General features: G+C 72.0%; 23 protein-coding genes. 9 read left to right on the forward strand and 14 right to left on the reverse strand.

Going from position 1 to position 25,477, the window contains the following annotated elements; genetic code table 11:
* The first annotated feature begins 43 nt into the window (after positions 1 to 43).
* Positions 44 to 1,444 carry an LCP family protein gene (locus OHA55_RS10560; protein WP_266705060.1) on the forward strand — a complete coding sequence of 467 codons (1,401 nt, stop codon included), beginning with the start codon at positions 44 to 46 and terminating at the stop codon, positions 1,442 to 1,444.
* Between the two features lie 78 nt (positions 1,445 to 1,522).
* On the opposite strand, the gene OHA55_RS10565 is transcribed toward OHA55_RS10560, so the two are convergent.
* Both OHA55_RS10565 and OHA55_RS10570 read right to left on the reverse strand, forming a co-directional pair.
* Positions 1,523 to 2,899 carry an SGNH/GDSL hydrolase family protein gene (locus tag OHA55_RS10565; RefSeq protein WP_266705062.1) on the reverse strand — a complete coding sequence of 459 codons (1,377 nt, stop codon included), beginning with the start codon at positions 2,897 to 2,899 and terminating at the stop codon, positions 1,523 to 1,525.
* Between the two features lie 333 nt (positions 2,900 to 3,232).
* Positions 3,233 to 4,390, reverse strand: coding sequence for an acyl-CoA dehydrogenase (locus tag OHA55_RS10570; RefSeq protein ID WP_266705064.1), 1,158 nt, complete (start codon positions 4,388 to 4,390; stop codon positions 3,233 to 3,235).
* Positions 4,391 to 4,628: 238 nt separating this feature from the next.
* Here OHA55_RS10570 and OHA55_RS10575 point away from each other — a divergent pair, with 238 nt between their 5' ends.
* Positions 4,629 to 5,972, forward strand: a complete 1,344-nt coding sequence (locus OHA55_RS10575; RefSeq protein ID WP_266705066.1) for a UDP-glucose/GDP-mannose dehydrogenase family protein — start codon at positions 4,629 to 4,631, stop codon at positions 5,970 to 5,972.
* A gap of 84 nt (positions 5,973 to 6,056) precedes the next feature.
* Here the strand turns inward: OHA55_RS10575 and OHA55_RS10580 are convergent, their stop codons facing one another.
* From OHA55_RS10580 to OHA55_RS10590, 3 genes are read right to left on the reverse strand one after another with little or no spacing between them, the layout of a single operon-like run.
* Positions 6,057 to 7,289 (reverse strand): dipeptidase, encoded by a 1,233-nt coding sequence (locus OHA55_RS10580; protein WP_266705068.1) that lies wholly within the window; start codon positions 7,287 to 7,289, stop codon positions 6,057 to 6,059.
* A 9-nt stretch (positions 7,290 to 7,298) separates the two neighbouring features.
* Positions 7,299 to 7,835: a 5-(carboxyamino)imidazole ribonucleotide mutase gene (purE, locus tag OHA55_RS10585; protein WP_266705070.1), complete on the reverse strand. Its 537-nt coding sequence runs from the start codon at positions 7,833 to 7,835 to the stop codon at positions 7,299 to 7,301.
* Positions 7,832 to 8,983, reverse strand: a complete 1,152-nt coding sequence (locus OHA55_RS10590; protein WP_323180390.1) for a 5-(carboxyamino)imidazole ribonucleotide synthase — start codon at positions 8,981 to 8,983, stop codon at positions 7,832 to 7,834. The genes purE and OHA55_RS10590 overlap by 4 nt, the downstream gene beginning before the upstream one ends.
* Positions 8,984 to 9,154: 171 nt before the next feature.
* Here OHA55_RS10590 and OHA55_RS10595 point away from each other — a divergent pair, with 171 nt between their 5' ends.
* Complete coding sequence (locus OHA55_RS10595; protein ID WP_266705072.1) at positions 9,155 to 9,676, forward strand: GtrA family protein; 522 nt, start codon at positions 9,155 to 9,157, stop codon at positions 9,674 to 9,676.
* Positions 9,677 to 9,736: 60 nt separating this feature from the next.
* On the opposite strand, the gene OHA55_RS10600 is transcribed toward OHA55_RS10595, so the two are convergent.
* Both OHA55_RS10600 and OHA55_RS10605 read right to left on the reverse strand, forming a co-directional pair.
* The gene (locus OHA55_RS10600) at positions 9,737 to 11,002 is read right to left on the reverse strand and encodes an ATP-binding protein (protein WP_266705074.1); all 1,266 of its coding nucleotides are present in this window, start codon (positions 11,000 to 11,002) and stop codon (positions 9,737 to 9,739) included.
* Positions 11,003 to 11,124: 122 nt separating this feature from the next.
* Positions 11,125 to 11,802, reverse strand: coding sequence for a response regulator transcription factor (locus tag OHA55_RS10605; protein WP_266705076.1), 678 nt, complete (start codon positions 11,800 to 11,802; stop codon positions 11,125 to 11,127).
* A 489-nt stretch (positions 11,803 to 12,291) separates the two neighbouring features.
* Between OHA55_RS10605 and OHA55_RS10610 the strand changes: the two genes are divergently transcribed.
* Positions 12,292 to 13,779: an oligopeptide:H+ symporter gene (locus OHA55_RS10610; protein ID WP_266705078.1), complete on the forward strand. Its 1,488-nt coding sequence runs from the start codon at positions 12,292 to 12,294 to the stop codon at positions 13,777 to 13,779.
* Between the two features lie 125 nt (positions 13,780 to 13,904).
* Here the strand turns inward: OHA55_RS10610 and OHA55_RS10615 are convergent, their stop codons facing one another.
* Both OHA55_RS10615 and OHA55_RS10620 read right to left on the reverse strand, forming a co-directional pair.
* Positions 13,905 to 14,396 carry an ATP-binding protein gene (locus tag OHA55_RS10615; protein ID WP_266705080.1) on the reverse strand — a complete coding sequence of 164 codons (492 nt, stop codon included), beginning with the start codon at positions 14,394 to 14,396 and terminating at the stop codon, positions 13,905 to 13,907.
* Positions 14,397 to 14,577: 181 nt separating this feature from the next.
* The gene (locus OHA55_RS10620; protein ID WP_266705082.1) at positions 14,578 to 14,946 is read right to left on the reverse strand and encodes an STAS domain-containing protein; all 369 of its coding nucleotides are present in this window, start codon (positions 14,944 to 14,946) and stop codon (positions 14,578 to 14,580) included.
* Positions 14,947 to 15,249: 303 nt separating this feature from the next.
* On the opposite strand from OHA55_RS10620, the gene OHA55_RS10625 reads away from it, so the two are divergent.
* Positions 15,250 to 16,266, forward strand: a complete 1,017-nt coding sequence (locus tag OHA55_RS10625) for an RNA polymerase sigma factor SigF (RefSeq protein WP_266705084.1) — start codon at positions 15,250 to 15,252, stop codon at positions 16,264 to 16,266.
* A 78-nt stretch (positions 16,267 to 16,344) separates the two neighbouring features.
* Here the strand turns inward: OHA55_RS10625 and hutI are convergent, their stop codons facing one another.
* The 4 genes from hutI to hutU all read right to left on the reverse strand — a co-directional run bounded on the left by hutI (position 16,345) and on the right by hutU (position 21,936).
* Positions 16,345 to 17,517 carry an imidazolonepropionase gene (gene hutI / locus OHA55_RS10630; RefSeq protein WP_266705086.1) on the reverse strand — a complete coding sequence of 391 codons (1,173 nt, stop codon included), beginning with the start codon at positions 17,515 to 17,517 and terminating at the stop codon, positions 16,345 to 16,347.
* A 140-nt stretch (positions 17,518 to 17,657) separates the two neighbouring features.
* Positions 17,658 to 18,995: a formimidoylglutamate deiminase gene (locus OHA55_RS10635; RefSeq protein ID WP_266705088.1), complete on the reverse strand. Its 1,338-nt coding sequence runs from the start codon at positions 18,993 to 18,995 to the stop codon at positions 17,658 to 17,660.
* On the reverse strand, positions 18,986 to 20,230 hold the full coding sequence (locus tag OHA55_RS10640) for an allantoate amidohydrolase (protein ID WP_266705090.1): 1,245 nt from the start codon (positions 20,228 to 20,230) through the stop codon (positions 18,986 to 18,988). Before OHA55_RS10640 ends, OHA55_RS10635 begins: the two co-directional genes overlap by 10 nt.
* Complete coding sequence (hutU, locus tag OHA55_RS10645) at positions 20,227 to 21,936, reverse strand: urocanate hydratase (RefSeq protein WP_266705092.1); 1,710 nt, start codon at positions 21,934 to 21,936, stop codon at positions 20,227 to 20,229. The genes OHA55_RS10640 and hutU overlap by 4 nt, the downstream gene beginning before the upstream one ends.
* A 661-nt stretch (positions 21,937 to 22,597) precedes the next feature.
* Between hutU and OHA55_RS10650 the strand changes: the two genes are divergently transcribed.
* The 4 genes from OHA55_RS10650 to OHA55_RS10665 all read left to right on the forward strand — a co-directional run bounded on the left by OHA55_RS10650 (position 22,598) and on the right by OHA55_RS10665 (position 24,816).
* Positions 22,598 to 23,011, forward strand: coding sequence for a hypothetical protein (locus tag OHA55_RS10650; RefSeq protein WP_266705094.1), 414 nt, complete (start codon positions 22,598 to 22,600; stop codon positions 23,009 to 23,011).
* The gene (locus OHA55_RS10655) at positions 23,008 to 23,805 is read left to right on the forward strand and encodes a transcriptional regulator (protein ID WP_266705096.1); all 798 of its coding nucleotides are present in this window, start codon (positions 23,008 to 23,010) and stop codon (positions 23,803 to 23,805) included. Before OHA55_RS10650 ends, OHA55_RS10655 begins: the two co-directional genes overlap by 4 nt.
* Positions 23,806 to 23,843: 38 nt before the next feature.
* Positions 23,844 to 24,302: a roadblock/LC7 domain-containing protein gene (locus OHA55_RS10660; protein WP_266705098.1), complete on the forward strand. Its 459-nt coding sequence runs from the start codon at positions 23,844 to 23,846 to the stop codon at positions 24,300 to 24,302.
* 139 nt (positions 24,303 to 24,441) lie between these two features.
* Positions 24,442 to 24,816 carry a hypothetical protein gene (locus tag OHA55_RS10665; RefSeq protein ID WP_266705100.1) on the forward strand — a complete coding sequence of 125 codons (375 nt, stop codon included), beginning with the start codon at positions 24,442 to 24,444 and terminating at the stop codon, positions 24,814 to 24,816.
* Positions 24,817 to 24,901: 85 nt separating this feature from the next.
* Here OHA55_RS10665 and OHA55_RS10670 read toward each other — a convergent pair whose 3' ends face one another.
* Positions 24,902 to 25,471, reverse strand: a complete 570-nt coding sequence (locus OHA55_RS10670; protein WP_266705102.1) for a hypothetical protein — start codon at positions 25,469 to 25,471, stop codon at positions 24,902 to 24,904.
* Positions 25,472 to 25,477 lie beyond the last annotated feature (6 nt).

Genomic DNA, 25,477 nt, shown 5'->3' on the forward strand with positions numbered 1-25,477 from the left:
ACACCCTGTAATACCCGCACCCTGGCGCGGCAGACTGGTGTCCATGAGTGACAGGCCCGGATGGACCGACGACAGCGACCGCTACGGCCGGGGCAGCAGCGCCCCCGAGCCCGAGGGCGCGCGCTCCATGCGCCGTGTCCAGCGGCCCCCCGCCCCGCAGAGGGCGCCCCAGGTGCCGCCGCAGATACCCGGACGGGCACCGGGGCAGCACCAGGGGCAGGGACGCCAGGGGTACGGCACCCCCGAGGCCCCCCGGCGCGACCCGTACGGCCAGGGCGACCCGTACGGCCAGGGCGGCCAGGCGGCGCCCGGGTACGACGGCGCGTACGACAGCGGCTACAACACGGGCCAGGTCTACGGCTCGCCCCAGGGCCCCGGCCAGGGACCGGGCCACGGGCCCGGCGGCGGCGGCCACGGCGGACGCGGCGGTGACGGCGGTTACGTCCAGGGCCGGCCCGCGCCGGACTGGCGGCGCCGGATCAAGATCGGCGCGCTGGCCCTGGTGGTCGTCGTGCTGGCGGTCTCCGTCTCCACGTACTTCTGGGCGGACTCCAAGCTCAAGCGCGAGGTCGACCTCTCCAAGGTGATCGACCGCCCGGCCGAGGGGGAGGGCACCAACTACCTGATCGTCGGGTCCGACAGCCGCGAGGGCATGTCGGCAGCGGAGAAGAAGGAGCTGCACACCGGCTCCGCCGAGGGCAAGCGCACCGACTCGATGATGATCCTGCACAACGGGTCGAACGGGCCGACGCTGGTCTCGCTCCCCCGTGACTCGAACGTGGAGATCCCCTCGTTCGTCGGGTCCGAGTCGGGCAAGAAGTACGAGGGCACCGGCCGGACGGTGAAGCTGAACGCCGCGTACGCCGAGGACGGCCCGGAGCTGCTGGTGCGGACCGTCGAGTACAACACCGGGCTGCACATCGACCACTACGTCGAGATCGGCTTCGGCGGCTTCGCCAAGATCGTGGACGCCATCGGCGGTGTCGAGCTCGACATCCCGAAGGCCTTCAAGGACAAGAACTCCGGCGCCGACTTCCAGGCGGGCAAGCAGACCCTCAACGGTGAGCAGTCCCTCGCCTTCGTCCGTACCCGCTACGCGTTCGCGGGCAGCGACCTGGACCGTACGAAGAACCAGCAGAAGTTCCTCGCGGCCCTCGCGAGCCAGACGGCGACCCCGTCCACGCTGATCAACCCGTTCAAGCTCTACCCGGTGCTGGGCGCGGGCCTGGACACCCTCGTGGTGGACAAGGACATGTCGCTCTGGTCGCTGGCCCGGATGTTCTTCGCGATGAAGGGCGTCACCGGCGGCGACGGTACGTCGATGAACATCCCGCTCTCCGGGCAGAGCACCAGCGGCGGCAATCTCATCTGGGACAAGGCGAAGGTCAAGCAGCTCGTGGAGCAGCTGAAGAACGACGACAAGGTGACGGTCACCGGCAACTGACCGCACCGGACGCACGTGGGCCGGGACCCCGCTCGGGGTCCCGGCCCACGTGCGTCCGGCGTACTTCTCCGCCGGGGGTCAGTTGAAGCCGAAGCCCCGGGGCAGCGGCTCCTGGTGGAAGAGCCGGGCGGGGACGGCCGCGGCGAGTGCCGCGTAGCCCGCCGGGTTCAGGTGCAGGTGGTCGGCGTCGGAGTAGGCGGGCAGAAGCTCGCGCGGGTTCTGGGGGTCGCGGGCCGCCTTGTCGAAGTCCACGACGCTGTCGAACCGGCCGCTGGTGCGGATCCAGGCGTTGACCTTCTGCCGGGCCTGCTCGCGGTAGCCGTCCGGGTCGTCGTACGGGTCGTTGCCGCCGAAGGGCGTCAGCGTCGCGCCGTAGACCCGGATGCCCTGGGTGTGCGCCCGGACGATGATCTGGTCGTAGGCGGCGATGAGGTCGTCGGCCGTCCGCTGCTGGACGGCCTCGGTCGCCTCGGCCGTACCGATGTCGTTGACGCCCTCGAAGACGAGGGCCCACTCGACGCCGCTCTGCGCCAGGACGTCGCGGTCCACCCGGGAGAGCGCGTTGGGGCCGAGGCCGTCGTCGAGCACCCGGTTGCCGCCGGCGGCCTGGTTGAGGATGGCGGTGGAGGCCGTGTCCGGGCGGGAGCGCAGCCGGTCGAGCAGCTGGTCGGGCCAGCGGTTGTTGGCGTCGGTGGTGGAGCCCCGGCCGTCGGTGAGCGAGTCGCCCACGATGACGGCGGCCGCGGTGGTGTCCGGGGACCAGACCTCGACGCCGCTCAGGAAGTACCAGTGGGCGGCCGAGGCGGCACCGGCAAGGTCCTCGTCCCGCACGTGGTCACCGGCGAGCAGGTACGAGGTGGTCCGGGAGCCGGGGTGCGAGGTGACGCTGTTCGACGCCTGTCCGTCCGCCAGGTACACGGTCACCGTGAGGTTCGTCCCGGCCGCCACGTCGAAGTCCAGCGGGTCGGAGACCGCCTGCGCACCCACCGGGACGACGGTCGAGGCCTTGCCCGAGAAGGTCACCTTCCGCGAGGTCCCGGGCCGGATCGCGCTCGCGCCGGCCCTTCCCCCGGCAGGCAGCGCCACCGACACCGAGGTGAGCGGCAGGTCGGCGCCTCCGAAGGCGTTGGAGAACCGCAGCCGCACCTGCTTCCCGCCGACCGACACGTGGACGGTCTGGCGCAGGGTGGTGTCGTCGAGGACCTTGCCGTCCTGGTTGTAGGGGGCGGGCGGCATGTTGTTCGGCTCGGTCAGCTGCGGCATGGACGTCCAGGTGTTCACCCAGTGCGTCCCCGCCTGCCGTGCCCGCGCGGTGGCGCTCCGCCCGCTCCCGTCCTTCCCCGGGCCGCCTCCCGCGTCCGCGGCCCCGGCGGCGCCCACGGCACCGGCCGTCGCCAGGGTGGCCGCGAGCGCCACCGTCACGGCCAGACCGGCCTTCGAAAACTTTCGAGCCATGGACTGCTTCCCCTCGGACGAAGTGATCCCGCGCACGGCACGTGAACTTCCCTGCACGCTTCGGCGGCGACGGTAAGCGGGGCGTTTCGGGGGTGTCAATGGATCTCACTCGATCCGATACAACGCATGAAGTCCGCGAAAGTTTCGGCGAGTTGGGCATAAGGGGACGGGTCGCGACAGAGGCGGACCGCGGCAGGCCGGGCTCCCGGGCACTTCCGGAAGACCGGCCCGAGGCGACCCCGACCACCGTCCGGCGGACATGCGTACGGCCCCGACACGCGAGTGGCGTCGGGGCCGTACGGGTTCACCGATCGAGGAGCGCGGCTCCCCGTACTACGGCAGGTTGCGGGCCATGACGATGCGCTGGACCTGGTTCGTGCCCTCGTAGATCTGGGTGATCTTGGCGTCGCGCATCATGCGCTCGACCGGGTAGTCGCGGGTGTAGCCGTAGCCGCCGAGGAGCTGGACGGCGTCGGTGGTGACCTCCATCGCGACGTCGGAGGCGAAGCACTTGGCCGCGGCGCCGAAGAAGGTCAGGTCGCCGTCGAGGCGCTGGGACTTCGCGGCGGCGCTGTAGGTGAGCTGGCGGGCGGCCTCCAGCTTCATCGCCATGTCGGCGAGCATGAACTGGATGCCCTGGAAGTCGGCGATCGGCTTGCCGAACTGCTTGCGCTCCTGGACGTACCCCTTGGCGTAGTCCAGGGCGCCCTGGGCGATGCCGAGCGCCTGGGCCGCGATGGTGATGCGGGTGTGGTCCAGGGTCTTCATCGCGGTCGCGAAGCCGGTGCCCTCCTCGCCGATCATGCGGTCGGCGGGGATGCGGACGTTGTCGAAGTAGATCTCGCGGGTCGGGGAGCCCTTGATGCCGAGCTTCTTCTCCGGGGCGCCGAAGGAGACGCCCTCGTCGGACTTCTCGACGACGAACGCGGAGATGCCCTTGGACCGCTTCGTCGGGTCGGTGACGGCCATCACCGTGTAGTACTCGGAGACGCCCGCGTTGGTGATCCAGCGCTTCACGCCGTTGAGGACCCAGAAGTCGCCGTCGCGCACGGCCTTGGTCTTCATGCCGGCCGCGTCGGAGCCCGCGTCGGGCTCGGAGAGGGCGTACGAGAACATCGCGTCGCCCTTGGCGAGCGGCTCCAGGTACTTCTTCTTCAGCGCCTCGGAACCGGAGAGGATCACCGGGAGGGAGCCGAGCTTGTTCACCGCGGGGATCAGGGAGGAGGACGCGCAGGCGCGGGCCACCTCCTCGATCACGATGACCGTGGCGAGCGCGTCGGCACCCGCGCCGCCGTACTCCTCCGGCACGTGGACCGCGTGCAGGTCGGCGGCGACGAGAGCGTCCAGCGCCTCCTGCGGGAAGCGGCCCTCCTCGTCCACCGCCGCGGCGAACGGGGCGATCTTCGCCTCGGCGAGCGACCGGATCGTCTCGCGGAGCATCTCGTGCTCCTCGGCCGGACGGTAAAGGTCGAAATCGGTCGAACCCGCCAAGACGCTCACTCCCCAAAGACGCTAACTACCGTTCAGTAACCCAATTTTAGTCCCGGCCGCGCGCGATGGCCTACGACCAGGGCGCGTGAGCTTGACGACAGCGCGTGGCGGGGCGGTCGCAGCCGTTCCCGGAGGGGGACGAAGCGGTGTCCAGGGTGCGTAACGGGCGGAAATGGTGGCCGGGCGGGCCCGACTATGCTCGGCGAGGCACGTCCGTCCGTTTCATCCAGGAGCACCCATGGCCCTCAGGATCACTGTGATCGGCACCGGCTACCTCGGCGCCACCCATGCCGCGGCCATGGCCGAGCTGGGATTCGAGGTGCTCGGGCTCGACGTGGTGCCGGAGAAGATCGAGCTGCTCTCCGCGGGCCGGGTGCCGATGTACGAGCCGGGTCTGGAGGAGATCCTGCAAAAGCACGTGGCCGGGATTCCGGGCTCGTCCGGGCGGCTGCGGTTCACCACCTCCTGGGAGGAGGTGGGCGCCTTCGGCGACGTGCACTTCGTCTGCGTGAACACCCCGCAGAAGCACGGCGAGTACGCCTGCGACATGTCCTACGTGGACAGCGCCTTCGCCTCGCTGGCCCCGCATCTGACCCGCCCCGCACTGGTGGTCGGCAAGTCGACCGTGCCGGTCGGCTCGGCGGCCCGGCTGGCGAAGGTGCTGGCCGAGCTGGCGCCGGTGGGCGCCGACGCGGAGCTGGCCTGGAACCCGGAGTTCCTGCGCGAGGGCTTCGCCGTGAAGGACACCCTGCACCCGGACCGGATCGTCGTCGGGGTGGCGAGCGAGCGGTCCGAGAAGCTGCTGCGCGAGGTGTACGCCGTTCCGGTCGCGGAGGGCTCCCCCTTCGTGGTCACCGACTTCCCCACCGCCGAGCTGGTGAAGACCTCGGCGAACTCCTTCCTCGCCACCAAGATCTCGTTCATCAACGCGATGGCCGAGGTCTGCGAGGCGGCCGACGGCGACGTGGTGAAGCTGGCCGAGGCGATCGGCCACGACGAGCGGATCGGCTCGAAGTTCCTGCGGGCCGGTATCGGCTTCGGCGGCGGCTGCCTGCCCAAGGACATCCGGGCGTTCATGGCGCGCGCCGGTGAGCTCGGCGCCGACCAGGCGCTGACGTTCCTGCGCGAGGTGGACTCGATCAACATGCGCCGCCGCGGGCACATGGTGGAGCTGGCCCGGGAAGCCGTGGGCGGCAGCTCGTTCCTGGGCACCCGGGTGGCGGTGCTGGGCGCGACCTTCAAGCCCGACTCGGACGACGTACGCGACTCACCGGCGCTCAACGTGGCCGGTCAGATCCACCTCCAGGGCGGGCAGGTCACCGTCTTCGACCCGAAGGGCATGGACAACGCCCGCCGCCTCTTCCCGACCCTCGGGTACGCGGAGACCGCGCTGGACGCCGTGCGCGGCGCGGACGTGGTGCTGCACCTGACGGAGTGGCGCGAGTTCCGCGAGCTGGACCCGGAGGCGCTGGGCGAGGTCGCCGCGCACCGCATACTGCTGGACGGCCGCAACGCCCTGGACAGCGCGGTGTGGCGGGCGGCCGGCTGGACGTACCGGGCGATGGGCCGCCCGACCGCCTGAGCGCTCTCACGCAGTTGTCACGGACGTACGCCGAGAGGCCGCACCCGAGGGATCGGGGCGGCCTCTCGGCGTACGTACGGGGCGTCAGGCCTGGGGCTTGCCGTCCAACTGCTCGATGGTGGCGTGGGACGGGCTCCGGCGGAACTGGAGGTCGCGGGCGACCGCCTCCGCGTCGCGCAGCACGCGGACGGCGTTGCGCCAGGTGAGCTTGGCGAGGTCGGCCTCGGACCAGTTGCGGCGCAGCAGCTCCGCGATCAGGTTCGGGTAGCCGGAGACGTCCTCCAGGCCCTGCGGGAGGAACGCGGTGCCGTCGTAGTCGCCGCCGATGCCGATGTGGTCGACGCCGGCCACCTCGCGCATGTGGTCGAGGTGGTCCGCGATGGTGGCGACCGTGGCGAACGGGCGCGGGTTGGCTTCCTCGAAGTCCTCGTGGATCCGCATGGCCTGCGGGGAGGTGTCGAGGTGGTGCAGCCCGTGCTCGCGCATGTTCCGGTCGGCGGCGAGCGTCCACTCGACGGCGGCCGGCAGGACGAACTTGGGTACGAAGGTGGCCATCGCGACCCCGCCGTTGTCGCGCAGCTGGAGCAGCACGTCGTCGGGGACGTTGCGCGGGTGGTCGCAGACGGCGCGGGCCGAGGAGTGCGAGAAGACCACGGGCGCCTCGCTGGTGGCGATGGCGTCGCGCATCGTGCCGGGTGACACGTGCGACAGGTCGACGAGCATGCCGCAACGGTTCATCTCGCGGACGACCTCGCGGCCGAACTCGGAGAGGCCGCCGAGGCGCGCGACGTCGGTCGCGGAGTCCGCCCAGTCGAGGTTGTCGTTGTGCGTCAGCGTCATGTAGCGGACGCCGAGGGTGTGCAGGGCGCGGAGGGTGGCCAGCGAGTTGTTGATGGAGTGGCCGCCCTCGGCCCCCATCAGGGAGGCGATGCGTCCCTCGGTGCGGGCCGCCTCCATGTCGTCGGCGGTCAGCGCCCGGCGCAGGTGCGCGGGGTAGCGCGTCTGCATCTCGCCGACGATGTCGATCTGCTCCAGGGTGGCGCTGACCGCTTCGTCTCCGGCGAGGTCGGTGCGGACGTACACCGACCAGAACTGCGCGCCGACGCCGCCGCTGCGGAGCCGGGGCAGGTCGGTGTGGAGCAGGCCGGTCTGGTCCTGGGCGATGTCACGGGCGTTCAGGTCGTAGCCGGTCTGCTCACGCAGCGCCCAGGGGAGGTCGTTGTGACCGTCGACGACGGGGTGGACGGCGAGCAGGTCCCGGGCCCGCCGCAGGTACTCCGCCTGGTCGGCGTGGCCGGTGGGGTTCGCGTGGTCCATGGGAGCCGCCTACTTCCCGAAGCCGAAGGTGTCGGTGCCCTCGACCTTGGCCCGCAGCCGGCGGCCCTTCTCGGTGGCCTGTTCGTTCAGCTCGCCGAGGAAGGCGGTCATCCGGTCGCGGAGCGCCTCGTCGCCGGTGGCGAGGATGCGGGCGGCGAGGAGTCCGGCGTTGCGCGCACCGCCGACGGAGACGGTGGCCACCGGGATACCGGCGGGCATCTGCACGATGGAGAGCAGGCTGTCCATGCCGTCCAGGTACTTCAGCGGTACCGGGACGCCGATGACGGGCAGCGGGGTGACGGAGGCCAGCATGCCGGGGAGGTGGGCGGCGCCGCCGGCGCCCGCGACGATCGCCTTCAGGCCGCGGCCGGCCGCCTGCTCGCCGTACGCGATCATCTCGCGGGGCATCCGGTGGGCGGAGACGACGTCCACCTCGTACGCGATGCCGAACTCGTCCAGGGCCTGGGCGGCGGCCTCCATCACGGGCCAGTCGGAGTCCGAGCCCATGACGATGCCGACCACGGGTGCGGTGCGCGGGTCTGTCATTCGGTGATCGTCCCTCGTAGGTAGTCGGCCGCGTGCCGGGCGCGCTCCCGCACGTCCGCCAGATCGTCGCCGTAGGTGTTGACGTGTCCGACCTTGCGGCCGGGCTTCACGTCCTTGCCGTACATGTGGATCTTGAGCTGCGGGTCTCGGGCCATGCAGTGCAGGTAGCCCTGGTACATGTCGGGGTAGTCGCCGCCCAGGACGTTGCACATGACCGTCCAGGGGGCGCGCGGGCGCGGGTCGCCGAGCGGCAGGTCGAGCACGGCGCGGACGTGGTTGGCGAACTGCGAGGTGATCGCGCCGTCCATGGTCCAGTGCCCGGAGTTGTGCGGGCGCATGGCGAGTTCGTTGACGAGGATGCCGGGGGTCCCGTCGGCGGCACGGGTTTCGAAGAGCTCCACGGCGAGGTGGCCGACGACTCCGAGTTCGGCGCCGATCCGCAGGGCGAGCTGCTGGGCCTCTCCGGCCAGCTTCTCGTCGAGGTCGGGGGCCGGGGCGATGACGGTGTCGCAGACGCCGTTCACCTGGATGGACTCCACGACCGGGTAGGCGACGGCCTGGCCGTGCGGGGAGCGGACGATGTTCGCCGCGAGCTCGCGCACGAAGGCGACCTTCTCCTCGGCGAGGACCGGGACTCCGGCGCGGAAGGGCTCGGCGGCGTCCTCCTCGGAGCGCACCACCCAGACGCCCTTGCCGTCGTAGCCGCCGCGGACCGTCTTGAGTATCACCGGGTAGCCGTCGCCCTCGCCCGCGAAGGCGGTGACGTCGGCGGGGTCGGTGACGATGCGGTGGCGGGGGCAGGGCACGCCGAGTTCGGTGAGCCGGGCCCGCATCACACCCTTGTCCTGGGCGTGCCGCAGAGCGTCGGGGCCGGGGCGTACGGCGATGCCGTCCGCTTCGAGGGCCCGCAGGTGCTCGGTGGGCACGTGCTCGTGGTCGAAGGTGATCACGTCGCAGCCGCGCGCGAAGGCGCGGAGGGTGTCCAGGTCGCGATAGTCGCCGACGACGACCTCGCTCACCACCTGGGCGGCCGAGTCCTGCGGGGTGTCACTGAGCAGCTTGAATGTCAGGCCGAGGGGGATGCCCGCCTCGTGGGTCATGCGGGCGAGCTGACCGCCGCCGACCATGCCGACTACCGGGAACGTCACGCCCCCAGGGTATCCGCCGGCCAGGTGCCCCTTGACTCTGGCCCGAAAGGGCCTCCCTCGGGCGGAGACGTCCCCGCTGGATACGTGACCTCGACTCATGGGCGTCACCCGGCCGGGCTGGTTAGCATGAGCGCGTTGACGAAACCGATCGGACGGGGCTGAACGACCACCATGAGCGAACGGGGCGCACTGCGAGCCCGGCTTGACCGGCTGGCCCGGGAGGTCGCCAAGTTCGGCGTGGTCGGCGCGCTCGGCCTGGTGGTCAACATCGCCGTCTCGAACCTGATCTGGCGCACCACGGACATTCCGACGGTGCGGGCCGGGCTGATGGCGACCTGTGTGGCCATCCTCTTCAACTACGTGGGGTTCCGTTACTGGACCTACCGGGACCGCGACAAGAGCGGCCGCACCCGCGAGCTGACGCTGTTCCTGCTGTTCAGCGCGGTGGGTGCGGTGATCGAGACGGGCGTGCTGTACGCGGCGACGTACGGCTTCGGCTGGGACACCCCGGTGCAGAGCAACGTCGCCAAGGTCGTGGGCATCGGGATCGCGACGCTCTTCCGGTTCTGGTCGTACCGCACCTGGGTGTTCAAGAGCCTCCCTGCGAAGGAGGCCGTGGTCGTCGCGGAGAGGTTTCCCGGGCGACGGCAGCCCTCGGAGCCGGTAGCGCCGCCGGACACCGTACGGAACTGACCGCATCCCGCTTTCCCCGGCCGCCGGCACCCGGCTCGGCCCCGCCCGGTCCCGCTCGTCTCAGCGGACCGGGCGTTCCCGTTCCTCGGGGGTACGGGCGACGCTGCCGAGGAAGAGGGCGAAGACGGGCGGCTGCTGCTGGAGCAGTTCCAGCCTGCCGCCGTCGGCCTCGGCGAGGTCGCGGGCGACCGCGAGGCCGATGCCGGTGGAGTTGCGCCCGCTGATGGAGCGTTCGAAGATCCGGGCGCCTAGGTCGGCGGGGACGCCCGCGCCCTCGTCGGTGACCTCCACGACGACCTGGTTGCCGATGACGCGGGTGCGCAGGGCGACCGTGCCGCCGCCGTGCATCAGCGCGTTCTCGATGAGCGCGGCGAGCACCTGGGCGACGGCTCCGGGGGTGCCGACCGCGCGCAGGCCGGGCCGGCCGGAGCGGACGACCGCACGGCCCTCGCCGCGGTAGGCGGGGCGCCACTCCTCGATCTGCTGCTTGATGACCTCGTCCAGGTCGAAGACGACGGCGGAGCCGGTGCGCGGGTCCCGGGCGTTGGTCAGCAGCCGCTGGACGACGTCGGTGAGGCGCTCGACCTGGGTGAGGGCGATGTTCGCCTCCTCCTTCACCGTGTCCGGGTCGTCGGTGACGGAGATCTCCTCGATGCGCATGGAGAGCGCGGTGAGCGGGGTGCGCAGCTGGTGGGAGGCGTCCGCGGCGAGCCGGCGTTCGGCGGTCAGCATCCGGGCGATCCGCTCGGCGGAGGCGTCGAGGACGTCGGCGACCCGGTCCAGCTCGGGCACCCCGTACCGCTTGTGGCGGGGGCGCGGGTCGCCGGAGCCGAGGCGCTCGGCGGTCTCGGCGAGGTCGGTGAGGGGGGAGGTCAGCCGGTTGGCCTGGCGCACGGCGAGGAGGACGGCCGAGATGATCGCGAGGAGGGCGACCGCGCCGATGATCAGCAGGGTGCGGCCGACCTCGCGGGTGACGGCGGACCGGTCTTCCTCGACGGTGACGCGTTCGCCCTCCTCGCCGTTCACGACGGAGGTGATGGCGTTGCCGCCGGGGCGGGTACCGACCTCGATCGGTGCGCGGCCGGGGAGTTCGACGCGGGCGTAGCGGTCGCCGACGACCTGTTCGTCGAGTACGGCGGCGGTGATGCGCTCCTCGCCCAGCAGCCGGCTCTCCACGACGCTGATCAGCCGCAGCGCCTCGGAGTCCACGCTCTCCTGGGCGCTGTTGCTGATGGTGCGGGTCTCCACGAGGACCAGGGAGATGCCGAAGACGGCGATCACCACGAGCACCACGGAGAGCGTGGAGTTGATCAGTCGGCGGCGCATGAGGTGCTTCTGCCCGTCAGCTCTGGTCGAGAGGTCGACGTGGTCCGGTGTCCGTCTGGCCGGGGTCCTGCTGTCCGGGCGACGGTCCGGGTCCTGGACCGCCGCCGTCGGCACAGCTCTTCTCAGCTCTTCTCGAACCGGAAGCCGACACCGCGGACGGTCGCGATGTAACGGGGGTTGGCGGCGTCGTCGCCGAGTTTCTTGCGGAGCCAGGAGATGTGCATGTCCAGGGTCTTCGTCGACGACCACCAGGTGGTGTCCCAGACCTCGCGCATCAGCTGGTCGCGGGTGACGACCCGGCCGGCGTCGCGTACCAGCACCCGGAGCAGGTCGAACTCCTTGGCGGTGAGCTGGAGCTCCTCGTCGCCCATCCAGGCGCGGTGCGACTCGACGTCGATCCGTACGCCGTGGGAGGCGGGCTGCGGGGCGGGCTCGGCGGCGCCGCGCCGCAGCAGGGCGCGGACGCGGGCGAGGAGCTCCGCGAGCCGGAAGGGCTTGGTGACGTAGTCGTCGGCGCCGGCGTCCAGGCCGACCACGGTGTCGACCTCGTCGGCGCGGGCGGTCAGCACCAGGATGGGCACGGCGTGGCCGTCGGCGCGGAGCCTGCGGGCGACTTCGAGGCCGTCCATGCCGGGCAGTCCCAGGTCGAGCACGACCAGGTCCACGCCGCCCTGGAGTCCGGCGTCGAGCGCGGTCGGGCCGTCCTGACGGACCTCGACCTCGTAACCCTCCCGACGCAGGGCGCGGGCCAGTGGCTCCGAGATGGATGCGTCGTCCTCGGCGAGCAGTACACGGGTCATGGGGTGATGGTAGTCCGCGAGGAGGGCCGGAAGTGAGGGGCCGAAAAACGCCTGTGGATCAAGGGCCCATCTCTGTATGGACCTTCGAATGACCGACTACGGTTCCACTCTCGCCTGTGATCGATGTCTCATACTCTTCCATATGGTGCAAGGTCGTGTCGTATGGTGTTGCGACGCCTGTTGCACTATTCGGGACCTTTGGGCAGCGTTTCGCGCCGAAGGTCTCTTTCCTGTGCGGGCTGGTTCCCGCCAGTCTTGACAACGAGTGAATGACCTGTGGGCCGGGCCCGGAGCGCGAGGATGCGCGCCGGGTGTGGATCCCGATGCGGTCGGTCCCCCGTCTCCTTACCTCCCCACGAGGACGGAAGGCGGAACGAGTCCCCTTTCAGGCGAGGGGCAGGGACCCGAGTGCGCCGGTGCCGGCCACCCCCCACCGGGCGTGTCCCCGCTTTCACGGCGATGACACGTCCCCATCAGCAAGGATCGACCATGGCGTCCAGCCTGACGAAGGAAACCGCCGGCCAGACCGGCGGGGCGACCTTCTTCGGCCACCCCCGCGGCCTGGCCACGCTCTTCATGACCGAGATGTGGGAGCGCTTCTCCTACTACGGCATGAGGGCCCTGCTCCCGCTGTACCTGATCGCGCCCAACGGGCTCCACATGAACCCCGCCACGGCGACGGCGATCTACTCGGTCTACCTGTCGCTCGTCTACCTGCTCGCCATGCCCGGCGGCTGGTTCGGCGACCGGGTCTGGGGTCCGCGCAAGACCGTGGCCATCTCCGGCGCGGTGATCATGGTCGGTCACCTCGTACTGGCCCTGCCCTCCGAGGGCACGTTCTTCGCCGGCCTCGGTCTCGTGGCCATCGGGTCGGGTCTGCTGAAGTCCAACATCTCGACGATGGTCGGCCACCTCTACGACGGCCCGGACGACCCGCGCCGCGATGGTGGCTTCACGATCTTCTACATGGGCATCAACCTCGGTGGCTTCGTCGCCCCGCTGGTGATCGGCACCATCGGCGAGAACGTCAACTGGCACCTCGGCTTCGCCCTCGCCGCAGTCGGCATGGGGCTGGGCGTCCTCCAGTTCATGCTGGGCAGCCGCCACCTGAACGAGCGCAGCTTCGAGACCCCGAAGCCGCTCTCGGCCGCCGAACGCGCCTCCACGCTGCGCAAGTCGATGATCTGGCTGGGCATCGCCGCGGTCTTCTACATCGTCACGGTCGCCACCGGCGTCTACACACTGAACTGGCTGCTGGTCCCGATCACGGTGGCCGGTCTGGTCATCCCGGTGATGGTCCTGGCGCGCATCAAGCGCGACAAGGACCTGAGCCGCACCGAGCAGTCGAAGGTCTCCGGCTACATCTGGTTCTTCGTCGCCGCCGCGCTCTTCTGGATGATCTACGACCAGGGCGGCTCGACGATGGCGATCTTCGCCGAGGACTCGGCGCGGAACTCCGTGTTCGGCTGGGAGTTCCCGGTCTCCTGGTACCAGTCGGTCAACCCGGTCCTGATCATGGCCCTGGCCCCGGTCTTCGCGGCCTTCTGGATGGCGCTGAACCGCCGCGGCAAGGAGCCGAGCACGATCGTGAAGTTCAGCTCCGGCCTGGTGCTGGTCGGTGCGTCGTTCTTCCTCTTCCTGGCGCCGCTGACCATCGCCACCGACGGCCACCAGGCCGCCGCGATGTGGCTGGTCGCGATCTACTTCGTGCAGACCGTCGGTGAGCTGACGCTCTCCCCGGTCGGCCTCTCGGTCACCACGAAGATGGCTCCGGCCAAGTACGCCAGCCAGATGATGGGTGTCTGGTTCCTCGCGGTCACCGCGGGCGACTGCACCACGAGCCTGCTCTCCATCGCGGGCGTGGACCTCAACGGCACCGGGATCGTCACCCTGCAGGCCGCGCTGGCGGCGCTCGCGGGTGTCGCGGTGTTCGTCTACCGCGGCAAGGTGAAGAAGCTCATGGGCGACGTGCACTGACACCCGCCCCGTACGACGGCGGAGGGCCGCCGCACCGAGTGATCGGTGCGGCGGCCCTCCGCCGTTTTCGTACGTTCCGCCGCGGAGCCGTTCCCGTACGTTCCGCCGCCCGGCGGGTCCTCCCGCTACGCGGGGGCGGCCAGCTCCGCCCAGACGGTCTTGCCGGGGGCGTCGGGGACGCGCAGCACGCCCCAGTCCAGGCAGAGCCGCTGCACGATGAACATGCCGTGGCCGCCGGGGCGCCCGGCCCGGTGCGGGGTGCGCGGGGCGGGCTGTCCGGCGCCGTTGTCGGTGACCTCGATCCGCAGCACCTTCGAGGTGGCTCCGATCCGGAGCTCCTCGGGCCCGCCGGCGTGCAGGCAGGCGTTGGTGACCAGCTCGGAGACGACCAGCAGGACGTCCTCGGCGGCGGCGCGGCGGTCGGCGCCCTCGGCGGGCAGCCAGCCCCATTCGTGCAGGGCCTGGCGTGCGAAGTCACGGGCCATCGGGACGATGCCCGTGGCCTCCCGCAGAGAGAGGGTGCGCCACTGCCGGTCGGCCGGGACGTGTGCGGACGTGTCCGCTCCGTCCGGCTCGCGGCCGAGGCCGCCCGGCGGATGCTGCCGGGTGGTGCTCATCAGCGCTTCACCTCACCGATTCACCGTGTCGCCATCGAACAGATACAGGTCAGATTCTTGGGTGCGTGCCACCGCGGGCCCGCCGGATCTTCTCCTGCCCGGCGGGGCCTCGACAACACCCGCTCCGGCCAGGGGATCGCGTGACGCGTGGGGCGGCCGGGGTGCGCGGGAGAGGGGCACCTCAGGTGCCCAGGGCGTCTTGGACGGTGTCGTGGACGGTGAAGACCGCCTCGGCGCCGGTGATCTCGAAGACCCTGGCGACCACGGGCAGCATGCCGGCCAGATGGACCTCCCCGCCGGCCTCCTCCGCCCGCAGGCGTGCGCCGAGCAGGACGTTCAGCCCCGTGGAGTCACAGAATTCGAGCCCTGAGCAGTCGACGACCAGGCGGACCCGGCCGTTCTCGACGGCGTTCTCCAGAGGCTCGCGGAGCAGATCGGCGGTGTGGTGATCGAGCTCACCCACCGGCGTCACGACCTCGCTCGAGCCCTCTGTCCGGGTCTCGACGAAAAGTCTTCCCCGGTTCGTACTGCCGACCGTCCCGCGGTCCATGCCGTCCCTCTTCACCGTTGGTCAGTGGGGCTTCGCGCGGCGCGCCCGCCGTCCGCATTCCTGTGTGCGCGCACCTGCCGCGACATGCGCGAAACATTACGCGTTCCGTCCGTCCCGCGGTAGCGGGAGATCTCAACAAACCGGACATAAAGCATAATTGGAGCTTGTCACTCCCACCGCCGAGCAGGTAAGGGTAGAGGGACACCTGCTTCATCCACCCCTTACCGGCTTCGGAGGCGCCGCTTCACCGCAGCAGCACTGAACGGCTTCGGCAGTCCTATGCCGAGACACTGGAGGAGAACCATGTCACCCCGGCTCGACGATTCGCGTACCCACGGCGCGGCGTCGGCATGTCCTCAGGGACCGACCAATTCCGACTCCCCTGCCGCGGCGGCCGTACCGGGCCCGCGCAGAAGCTCCGACGGCGACGCCGCCGGAGGCACCACCTCCGCTGCCCCCACCGGCGAGAGGGCCCCCACCGGCGAAGAGGACCCCATCGGCGACGGCCTCGAAGGACTTGAGGGCCTCCCGGAGATTCCCTCCCCCGCGACCGTCGGAGCGCTGGACGCCCGCGCGCTGTCGAAGACGCTCTTCGAGCGGCTCGACACCCTGGAGGAGGGCACCCACGCCCACGCGTACGTGCGCAACACCCTGGTCGAGCTGAACCTCGCCCTCGTGAAGTTCGCCGCCGCGCGGTTCCGTACCCGCAGCGAACCGATGGAGGACATCGTCCAGGTCGGCACCATCGGGCTGATCAAGGCGATCGACCGGTTCGAGCTGGCCCGGGGCGTCGAGTTCCCGACCTTCGCCATGCCGACGATCATCGGCGAGATAAAGCGTTTCTTCCGCGACACCAGCTGGGCCGTGCGCGTACCGCGCCGCCTGCAGGAGCTGCGGATCGACCTGGCCAAGGCGGGCGACGAGCTGTCGCAGCGGCTGGACCGGGCGCCGACCACCGGCGAACTCGCCGAGCACCTCGGGCTGACCCGCGACGAGGTCGCGGAGGGCCTGACGGCGAGCAACGCCTACAGCGCGGGCTCGCTGGACGCCCAGCACGACGACCACGAGAGCGAGGGGTCCCTGGCGGACCGCATCGGCTACGAGGACCACGGCCTTGAGGGAATCGAGTACATCGAGTCCCTCAAGCCCCTGATCGCCTCGCTGTCGGCGCGCGACCGGCTGATCCTCTCGCTGCGTTTCGTCACCAACCTCACCCAGTCGGAGATCGGCGAGGAGCTCGGCATCTCGCAGATGCACGTGTCCCGGCTGCTCTCCCGGACGCTGGGCCGGCTCCGCGAGGGACTGACCGTCCAGGAGTGACCCGGTTCCGACCGTCCTCGCGTGTGGCCGCCCGGTTCTTCCGGGCGGCCACACGTGCGTCTTCTCCCGGCCCGCCCCTCACACCACGCGGACGCCGCGCCGCCAGACTCCGGCGGCCAGCGGGACGCCCGGCCGGTAGGCGAGGTGGACGTGGCTGGGCGCGTCCAGCATCAGCAGGTCGGCGCGGGCGCCCGGAGCGATCCGGCCGACGTCCGTGCGGCGCAGGGCGGCGGCCCCGCCCGCGGTGGCGGACCACACCGCCTCGTCGGGGGTCATGCCCATGTCCCGTACGGCGAGGGCGACGCAGAACGCCACCGAGGAGGTGAAGGACGAGCCCGGGTTGCAGTCGGTGGAGAGGGCGACGGTGACACCCGCGTCGAGCAGCCGCCGGGCGTCGGGCCACTCGGCCCGGGTGGAGAACTCCGCGCCGGGCAGCAGCGTGGCGACGGTGTTCCCGGCGGCGAGGGCGTCGACGTCCGCGTCGTCGAGGTGGGTGCAGTGGTCGGCCGAGGCAGCGTCCAGTTCCACGGCGAGCCGCACGCCCGGCCCGTGGCCGAGCTGGTTGGCGTGCACCCGGGGCAGCAGCCCCTTCGCCTTCCCGGCGGTGAGGACCGCGCGGGCCTGGTCGCCGTCGAAGGCGCCCCGCTCGCAGAAGACGTCGATCCACCGGGCGTACGGGGCACAGGCGTCGAGCATCGGGCCGGTCACCAGCGCGACGTAACCGGCCGGGTCGTCCTCGTACTCCGGCGGCACCACGTGGGCGCCGAGGAAGGTGAGTTCGTCGATGAGGCCGGCGGCCAGGGCCAGCGCGCGGGCCTCGTCCGCGACGGTGAGGCCGTAGCCGGACTTGGTCTCGAGGGTGGTGGTGCCCTGGCGGAGCGCCTCGTCGAGATGGCGTACCAGCCCGGCCGCGAGCTCCTCGTCGGTGGCGGCACGGGTGGCGGCGACGGTGGTGCGGATGCCCCCGGCGGAGTACGGGCGCCCGGACATCCGGGCGTTGAACTCCTCGGTGCGGTCGCCCGCGAAGAGCAGGTGGGAGTGGGAATCGACGAACCCCGGGAGCACGGCCCGGCCGGCCGCGTCGACGGCGCGGTCGGCGGCCGGGGCCCGGTCGGCCGGGCCGGTCCACACGACGCGGTCGCCGTCGACGACGACGGCCGCGTCCCGGATCAGGCCGAGCGGGGTGCCGTCCCCCTGGGAGGGGTCGTTGGTGACCAGGCCGGAGATGCGGGTGAGGACGGTGCTCGTCATCGGGGGGCTGCTCCAGTCACGTGCGGGGGCGGGGCGTGTGCGGGCGGGGCGGTGGGTGTGCGGGGCGGTGGGTGTGCGGGCGGGCCCCGGGCGTGGGGGCCGGGGCCCGGGCCGAGGCCGGCGCTCGGGGCGCGGGCGTTTCAGTCGCGCAGGGCGGCGATGGCGTCGGCGAGCGCCGCGGGCACGTCGTCGATCAGGGTGTGCCGGCCGTCGCGCACCACGTGCCGGCCCGCCACCACCGTGTGCCGCACGTCCGCCGCGGTCGCAGCGAAGACTGCGGCCTCGGCGGCGAGGCGCTCCACCGGCCCCGCCGTCCTGACGGAGTCCATGGCCACCGTCGCCAGGTCGGCGGGGGCTCCGGTGACGATGCTGCCGCCCTCCGGCCTGCCGAGGGCCGCGTGCCCGGTCGCGGAGGCCGCGCGCAGCAGGGCGGCCGCCGTCCAGTGGCCGCGGATGTGGGTGCGCAGCCGCTCGTTCAGTTCCATGGCCCGCGCCTCCTCGAAGAGGTCGATCACGGCGTGGCTGTCGCTGCCGAGGGAAACGGGGGAGCCCGCCCGGTGCAGGGCGACGGCGGGGCCGATGCCGTCGGCGAGGTCCCGTTCGGTGGTGGGGCACATGCAGGTGCCGGTGCCTGAGGAGCCGATCAGCCCGATGTCCGCGTCGGTGAGGTGGGTGTGGTGGATGCCGGTGGTGCGGGGGCCGAGGACACCGTGGTCGGCGAGGAGTCGGGCCGGGGTCCGCCCATGGGCGGCGAGGCAGGCCTCGTTCTCCGCGGTCTGCTCGGAGAGGTGGACGTGGAGCGGGGCGGCGCGGTCGGCCGCCCACTGGGCGACGGTCTCCAGCTGGTCCGCCGGGACGGCCCGTACGGAGTGGACGGCGGCGCCGATCAGGGCGTGGCCGCCGCCCCGGAGCGCGGAGGCGCGTTCGGCCCAGGCGTCCGCGGTGATGTCGGAGAAGCGGAGCTGGTGGCGGTCGGGTTCCTTGCCGAACCCGGCCGCGAGGTAGGCGGTGTCGAGCAGGGTGATGCGGATTCCGGCCTCGCCGGCGGCGGCGATCAGCGCCTCGCCCATCGCGTTCGGGTTGGCGTAGGGGGTGCCGCCGGGGGCGTGGTGCAGGTAGTGGAACTCTCCGACCGCGGTGATGCCCGCGAGGGCCATCTCGGCGTAGGTGGCGCGGGCGAGCGCGTGGTAGCTGTCCGGGGTGAGCCTGGCGGCGACCCGGTACATCCGCTCCCGCCAGGTCCAGAAGGTCCCGGAGCCCACCTGGGTGGTGGAGCGCAGCGCCCGGTGGAAGGCGTGCGAGTGCGTGTTCGCCAGGCCGGGCAGGGTGAGGCCGCGCAGCACGGTCGCGCCGGGCGGCGGGGCGGTGACGCCGGTGCGGACGGCGGTGATCCGCCCGTCCGCGACGTCGAGAGCGACCCCCGGTTCGACGTGCGTGCCGAGCCAGGCGTGGGAGAGCCAGTACGTCGTCACCTGCATGCGAGACCCTCCAGTACGTCGACGAGTGCGGCGACCCCGGCCGCACGGTCCTGCTCGGTGGCGTGTTCGGCGGGCGAGTGGGAGACGCCGGTGGGGTTCCGCACGAACAGCATGGCGGTCGGTACGGAAGCGGACAAAATACCCGCGTCGTGTCCCGCTCCCGTGGCGAGCACCGGTACGGGCCGCCGGTCGGGCGTGCGGGCGGCGAGGATGCGGGCGAGCTCCTCGCGCAGGGCGTGCTGGAACTCGACGACGGGCGTGAACGACTCCCGTACGACGTCCAGCGCGACGCCCGCCCGTTCGGCGTGCTCCCGGGCGGCCCGTTCGACGGCGGCGGTGAGGGTGTCGAGGGTGGCGGCGTCGGCGGCGCGCGAGTCGAGCCAGCCCCGGACGAGGGACGGCACGGCGTTGACGCCGTTGGGTTCGACGGCGACCTTGCCGAAGGTGGCCAGCGCGCCGGCGAGTCCGGCCTCCCGGCGGGCGGCGAGGACGGTCTCGGCGTACGGCAGCATCGGGTCGCGGCGGTCGGCGAGGAGGGTGGTCCCCGCGTGGTTGGCCTCGCCCCGGAAGTCGTACCGCCAGCGGCCGTGCGGCCAGATCGCGGAGGCGATCCCGACGGGGTCGCCCGTACGGTCCAGGGACCGCCCCTGCTCGACGTGGAGTTCCACGAACGCGCCGATGCGGGAGAGGCGTTCGGGGTCCGGGCCGATGGCGTCAGGGTCGTACCCGGCGGCCTCCATGGCGCGGGGCAGGGTCGTGCCCCCGGCGTCGGTGAGCAGGTGGGCCTGTTCGCGGGTGAGCCGGCCGGCCGTCAGCCGGGAGCCGGCGCAGGCCAGCCCGAAGCGGGCACCCTCCTCGTCGCCGAAGTTGACGACGGCCAGCGGGCGCGTGAACTCCGCTCCCCGGTGGTGGAGTTCGTCGAGGGCGGCGAAGGCGGAGACCACCCCGAGGGGGCCGTCGAAGGCGCCGCCGTCCGGTACGGAGTCCAGGTGCGAGCCGGTGACGACGGCGTCCCCCGCCAGGGGGTCGCCGAGCCAGGCCCACTGGTTGCCGTTGCGGTCGGTCTCGTGGACGAGCCCGCGCGCCTCGGCCTGCGCGCGGAACCACGCCCGGCAGTCGGCGTCGGCCCCGGTCCAGGCGTAGCGGCGGTAGCCGCCGGAGCCGGAGTGGCGGCCGAGGGGCGCGAGTTCGCGCCACATCTCCCGGAAGGACGCCTCTCCGTCGCGGCCGGTCATCGGCGGTCGGCGGACGCGTCCCGGGATGCCGCCGGCCCGTCCGCGCCGTCGCCGCCCTCGCGCATCGGGACGCGTACGCCCCGGTCCTCCGCGACCCGCTCGGCCCCCTCGTACCCGGCGTCGACGTGGCGGATGACGCCCATGCCCGGGTCGTTGGTGAGCACCCGGCGGATCTTCTCGCCGGCCAGCGGGGTGCCGTCCGCGACGGTGACCTGCCCGGCGTGCAGGGAACGGCCCATGCCGACCCCGCCACCGTGGTGGACGGAGACCCAGGACGCTCCGGAGGCGACGTTGACCATGGCGTTCAGCAGGGGCCAGTCGGCGATGGCGTCCGAGCCGTCGAGCATGGCCTCGGTCTCCCGGTACGGGGAGGCCACCGAGCCGCAGTCCAGGTGGTCGCGGCCGATGACGAGCGGGGCGGCGAGTTCGCCGCTCGCGACCATGTCGTTGAAGCGCTCACCGGCCCTGTCGCGTTCGCCGTAGCCGAGCCAGCAGATCCGGGCGGGCAGACCCTGGAAGTGGACGCGTTCGCCGGCGAGTTCGATCCAGCGGCGGAGCGATTCGTTCTCCGGGAAGAGGTCGAGCATCGCCCGGTCGGTGCGGTGGATGTCGGAGGCCTCGCCGGAGAGCGCGGCCCAGCGGAACGGCCCCTTGCCCTCGCAGAAGAGCGGCCGGATGTAGGCGGGGACGAAGCCGGGGAAGTCGAAGGCCCGGTCGTACCCGGCGAGCCGGGCCTCGCCCCGGATCGAGTTGCCGTAGTCGAAGACCTCGGCACCGGCGTCCATGAAACCGACCATCGCCTCCACGTGCCGGGCCATCGATTCGCGGGCCCTGCGGGTGAAGTCGGCGGGCTTCTCGGCGGCGTACGCGGCCATCGCGTCGAACTCGACGCCGGTCGGCAGGTACGCCAGCGGGTCGTGGGCGCTGGTCTGGTCGGTGACGATGTCGATGGGCGCCCCGGCGGCGAGCAGTTCGGGGAGGATCTCGGCCGCGTTGCCGAGGAGCCCGATCGAGAGCGGCCTGCGGGCGTCGCGGGCCTCGGTGGCGAGCGCGAGGGCGTGGGCGACACCGTCGGCCTTTACGTCGAGGTAGCGGTGCTCGATCCGGCGCTCGATGGCGCGCGGGTCGCAGTCCACGCAGATCGCGACGCCGTCGTTCATGGTGACGGCCAGCGGCTGGGCGCCGCCCATGCCGCCGAGTCCGGCGGTGAGGGTGATGGTTCCGGCGAGGGTTCCGCCGAACCGCTTGGCGGCGACCGCGGCGAAGGTCTCGTAGGTGCCCTGGAGGATGCCCTGGGTGCCGATGTAGATCCAGGAACCCGCGGTCATCTGGCCGTACATGGTGAGGCCGAGCGCCTCCAGGCGGCGGAACTCCTCCCAGTTCGCCCAGTCGCCCACCAGGTTGGAGTTGGCGAGCAGCACCCGCGGCGCCCACTCGTGCGTCCGCATCACGCCGACCGGCCGGCCGGACTGGACGAGCATCGTCTCGTCCTGCTTGAGCGTGCGCAGGGTACGGACCATGGCGTCGTAACTGCGCCAGTCGCGGGCCGCCTTGCCGGTGCCGCCGTAGACGACCAGCTTGTCGGGGTGCTCGGCGACCTCGGGGTCCAGGTTGTTCTGGAGCATGCGCAGGGCGGCCTCCTGCTGCCAGCCCAGGGTGCTCAGTTCGGTGCCGCGCGCGGCCCTGACGGGGCGGGGTCCTGACATTCTGCGCCTCCTCGATCCCGGCGTACGTCCCGGTGGGCCCGGCGGCCCGGCTGGTTTCCGGCAGGACCGGCGGGGTCCCGGCCGCGAACCATCCATTCACATCCTGATGCGATGAATAGTTCTAGTCAATGGCGGGGCGGCGGACACGCCAAGGAAGACCCCGGCGAGGGCGGGCGGGAGGGGCCCGGCGGGTGTACGGCGGAGTCGGCGGGAAGGAGCGGCGAGGGCGGGCGGGAGGGGCCCGGGAGGCAGGGGGCGGAGTCCGCGGGGGGGGTCCGGCCGCCCTCGCTCCCGGCCGAAACAGAGCACCCCGGACGAGCCACTAAGGCTGACACGTGACACACGGAAGGCCGTCCGCCGGGCTCCGCCGCGTTCAAGCCAATCGACCTTTTTCGGCCGCCCATTACTTTCATCCCGCCCCCCTGCGGCCACAAAGAGACCGATACCGCCGAGAACCGGAGCAGACCGATCAATCGCCGGGACGTCCTTCCGTCCACAACCGTCCCTTTGTCAGACTTCTCCCTTACGACTTCTCCTCAACTCCCTTACAGCGCGCTCCGCATGTACCACTGGAAAATGCCAAACGACCCCCCGGGACCGGCCACGTTGCGTAGCCTCTGGCTCACAGCTCCGTACACCATTGCCTGGAGGGGAAGCCGCGGTGCCGGGAATCGACGAGTGCCTGCTCGAAGTCATGAGGCTGCCCGGAGCCCGGGGCGCCGCGGTCGTCGACTGGACGAGCGGCCTCGCCCTCGGCACCATCGGCGACTCGCCCAACGGCGATCACGAGGCCACCGCCGCGGAGACCGCCGAGGTGGCCCGGATGGCGGCCGAGCAACCCGCCTTTACCCTCAGCCCGTACGCCGACGGGCGGACGGACGGCAGCGCGCGCGACGGGCTCCCGGTGGAGGACGTCATCATCACGACGCACACCGGTTACCACGTGATCCGCTTCGTGGAGACGGTCTTCGACAGCAGCGTCTTCCTCCATCTCTGGCTGGACCGGACCGACGGCAACCTCGCCCTCGCCCGGATACGCCTGGGCGAACTGGCCGAACGGCTGGTCCTGGCATGAGCACCAGGACGACGCCACCCGAGGTGGACCCGGCAGCCGTCCTCTCCCCGATGCTCCAGCGACTCGCCGCCGAACGCGCCACCGGCGCCCTGATGCGCGACCGCGGCACGCTCTACCTCGCCGACGGGAAGGTGGTGCACGCGGAGAGTCCGTCCACCCCCGGCATCGACGTGCTGCTCACCACGGGCGGGGCCCTGCGCCACGAGCGCTGGTGGGACGCGGTGGCCCAGGCGGGTGCCGGGCAGCGGGTCGGCCGCTACCTCGTCGACAGCGGTCATGTACCGGGCGGGGCACTGGAGTTGTGCCACCTGGGCGCGCTCTACGACGCCGCCTTCTTCGTCCTCGCCCCCACGCGTACGCCGACCAGGTTCCGGTACGGCGTGTCCCACTGGATCGGCCCGGTCCGGCCCGTCGCCGTGGGCGCCGTCGAGCGCGAGACGCTCCGGCGCCGGGAGCTGCTGGACCGGATCTGGCCGGACGCCCTGACCGACAGCTCGCCCCTCGTCCGCGCCGCCCACCCCCTGGACGCCCCGGTGCCCTCGCGCCAGCGGCACGTCCTGGAGCTGGTCGACGGCGTACGGACGGCCTCCGACATCGCCCAGGTCCTGGGGCGTTCGGCCTTCCACACCCTGGTCGACCTGCGGAGGCTCGCCGCCGCCGGGCTCGTCGAGCCCGTCCGTAAACCAGCGCTCGTGGGGGCGGCCTCGCCCGGCCGGGTCGTGCTCCCCGATGTCACGTCCGACCCGGACGTCGCTCTGCTGCGCCGGCTCCGAGATGCATTGGAGGCCCTGTGATACGCGCGCTCAGACAGCGTGCCGGGAGGAGACAGCTGATGGTGCCCGAGGCTGAACTGCAGGACGTCCTCGACGAACTCCAGCGGCTACGGGCCCGGGTACCCCTCATCGGCGGCGCGCTGGCCGCCAGCACCGACGGTCTGGTGCTGGCCCACGACACCCCGGGCGTGGAGGCGGAAGGGGTCGCCGCCCTGACCGCCGCCGCGCTCGGTGTCGCGATCAGGATGACGGAGGCGACCGGCCGCGCCGGCTTCCGCGAACTCCTGGTCCGGGGGGAGTCGGGCTACATCGCGACGTACGCCGCGGGCTCGTCCGCCGTACTGACGCTGCTCGCCGAGGACCGCATCAACGTCGGCCGCCTCCACCTGGAGGGCCGCAGGGCGAGCGCCCGGGTCGGTGAGCTCGTCGACTCCGCCCTGGAGCGCGTCGAGCGGACCCCGCCCCCACCGCCCGCCCGCCCTCCGCATCCCCGTGAGCTGCCGCAACGACCCGTGTAGGGCAGGCCCCGACGGGGGCAGCGGGCCGGGGCGGCGGCGGGTGGGCCGGCGGCCCCCACACTCCACAGCCAGGAACAGAACCATCACACAGAAGAGGATCCGGTCGTCCCGACCGGTCAGGGAAAGGAAACGAGCACTCATGGCCAACACCGAAACCGCGCTCAAGGAAGCGATGTCGTCCATCGAGGGAACCCTCGGTGTCGCTCTCGTCGACTACACCAGCGGCATGGCTCTGGGCACCCTCGGCGGCGGCAAGGACTTCAACCTCGAAGTCGCGGCCGCCGGCAACACCGACGTCGTCCGCGCCAAGCTGCGCACCATGGAGCACCTGGGTCTCAAGGAGGAGATCGAGGACATCCTGATCACACTGAGCGGCCAGTACCACCTGATCCGGCTGCTCAAGACCCGTGGCAGCAACGGGCTCTTCCTCTACCTGGTCCTGGACGCCAACCGCGCCAACCTCGCGATGGCCCGCCACCAGCTGAAGCGGATCGAGACCGAACTGGAGGTCTGACGACCGCCGCGAACAGCCCGGACGCGCGGATGCCGCCGCCCCTTTCGTACGAAGGGGACGGCGGCATCGGCATGCCCGGCCCGGGTCAGACGGCGACCCGGCGCGCACCGCCCGCCCGCGCGTCGCCCGCCACCGGCCCGGTCGTCCGGTAGGCCTTCACCTGCTTGCCCGCGGGCCGGCCGCGCTTCACCCAGTCCGTACGGACCCAGTAGAGGACGTCCTCACGCTGTTCGAGCCGCCCGATGCGGACGGCCCGCAGCAGCAGCCCGGCGCCCGCCCCGGCCAGCACCATCCCGCCGGCCCCCGGCAGCGCGAAGCCGGCGCCCAGGGCGACCAGGAAGGCGCCGAGCAGCCACCACCGGTACGCCCGCCGCCAGTTCCGCAACGTCACGGCCCGGTCCTGGAGCACATCGGTGCGCCCCGCCCGGGCGGCCCCCTTCGCCAGCTCCGCGTACCGCTTGACCCCGACCGTCGCCACCAGCGCGAGCGTGACGACGAAGAGCGCCGCGCCCGCGAGCAGCCCGATCCGGCGCCCCGTACCGGCGGGGACGAGCGCCCCGACGACGGCCACCAGGAGCCCCGGCCACCATAGGGGTGCGGCCCCGGCCCGCACGATCACGGCCACCCTCGCCAACGACTGTGCTCCGCGCCCCATGTCCGT

It is taken from the genome of Streptomyces sp. NBC_00102, from assembly GCF_026343115.1.
Classification (GTDB): domain Bacteria; phylum Actinomycetota; class Actinomycetes; order Streptomycetales; family Streptomycetaceae; genus Streptomyces.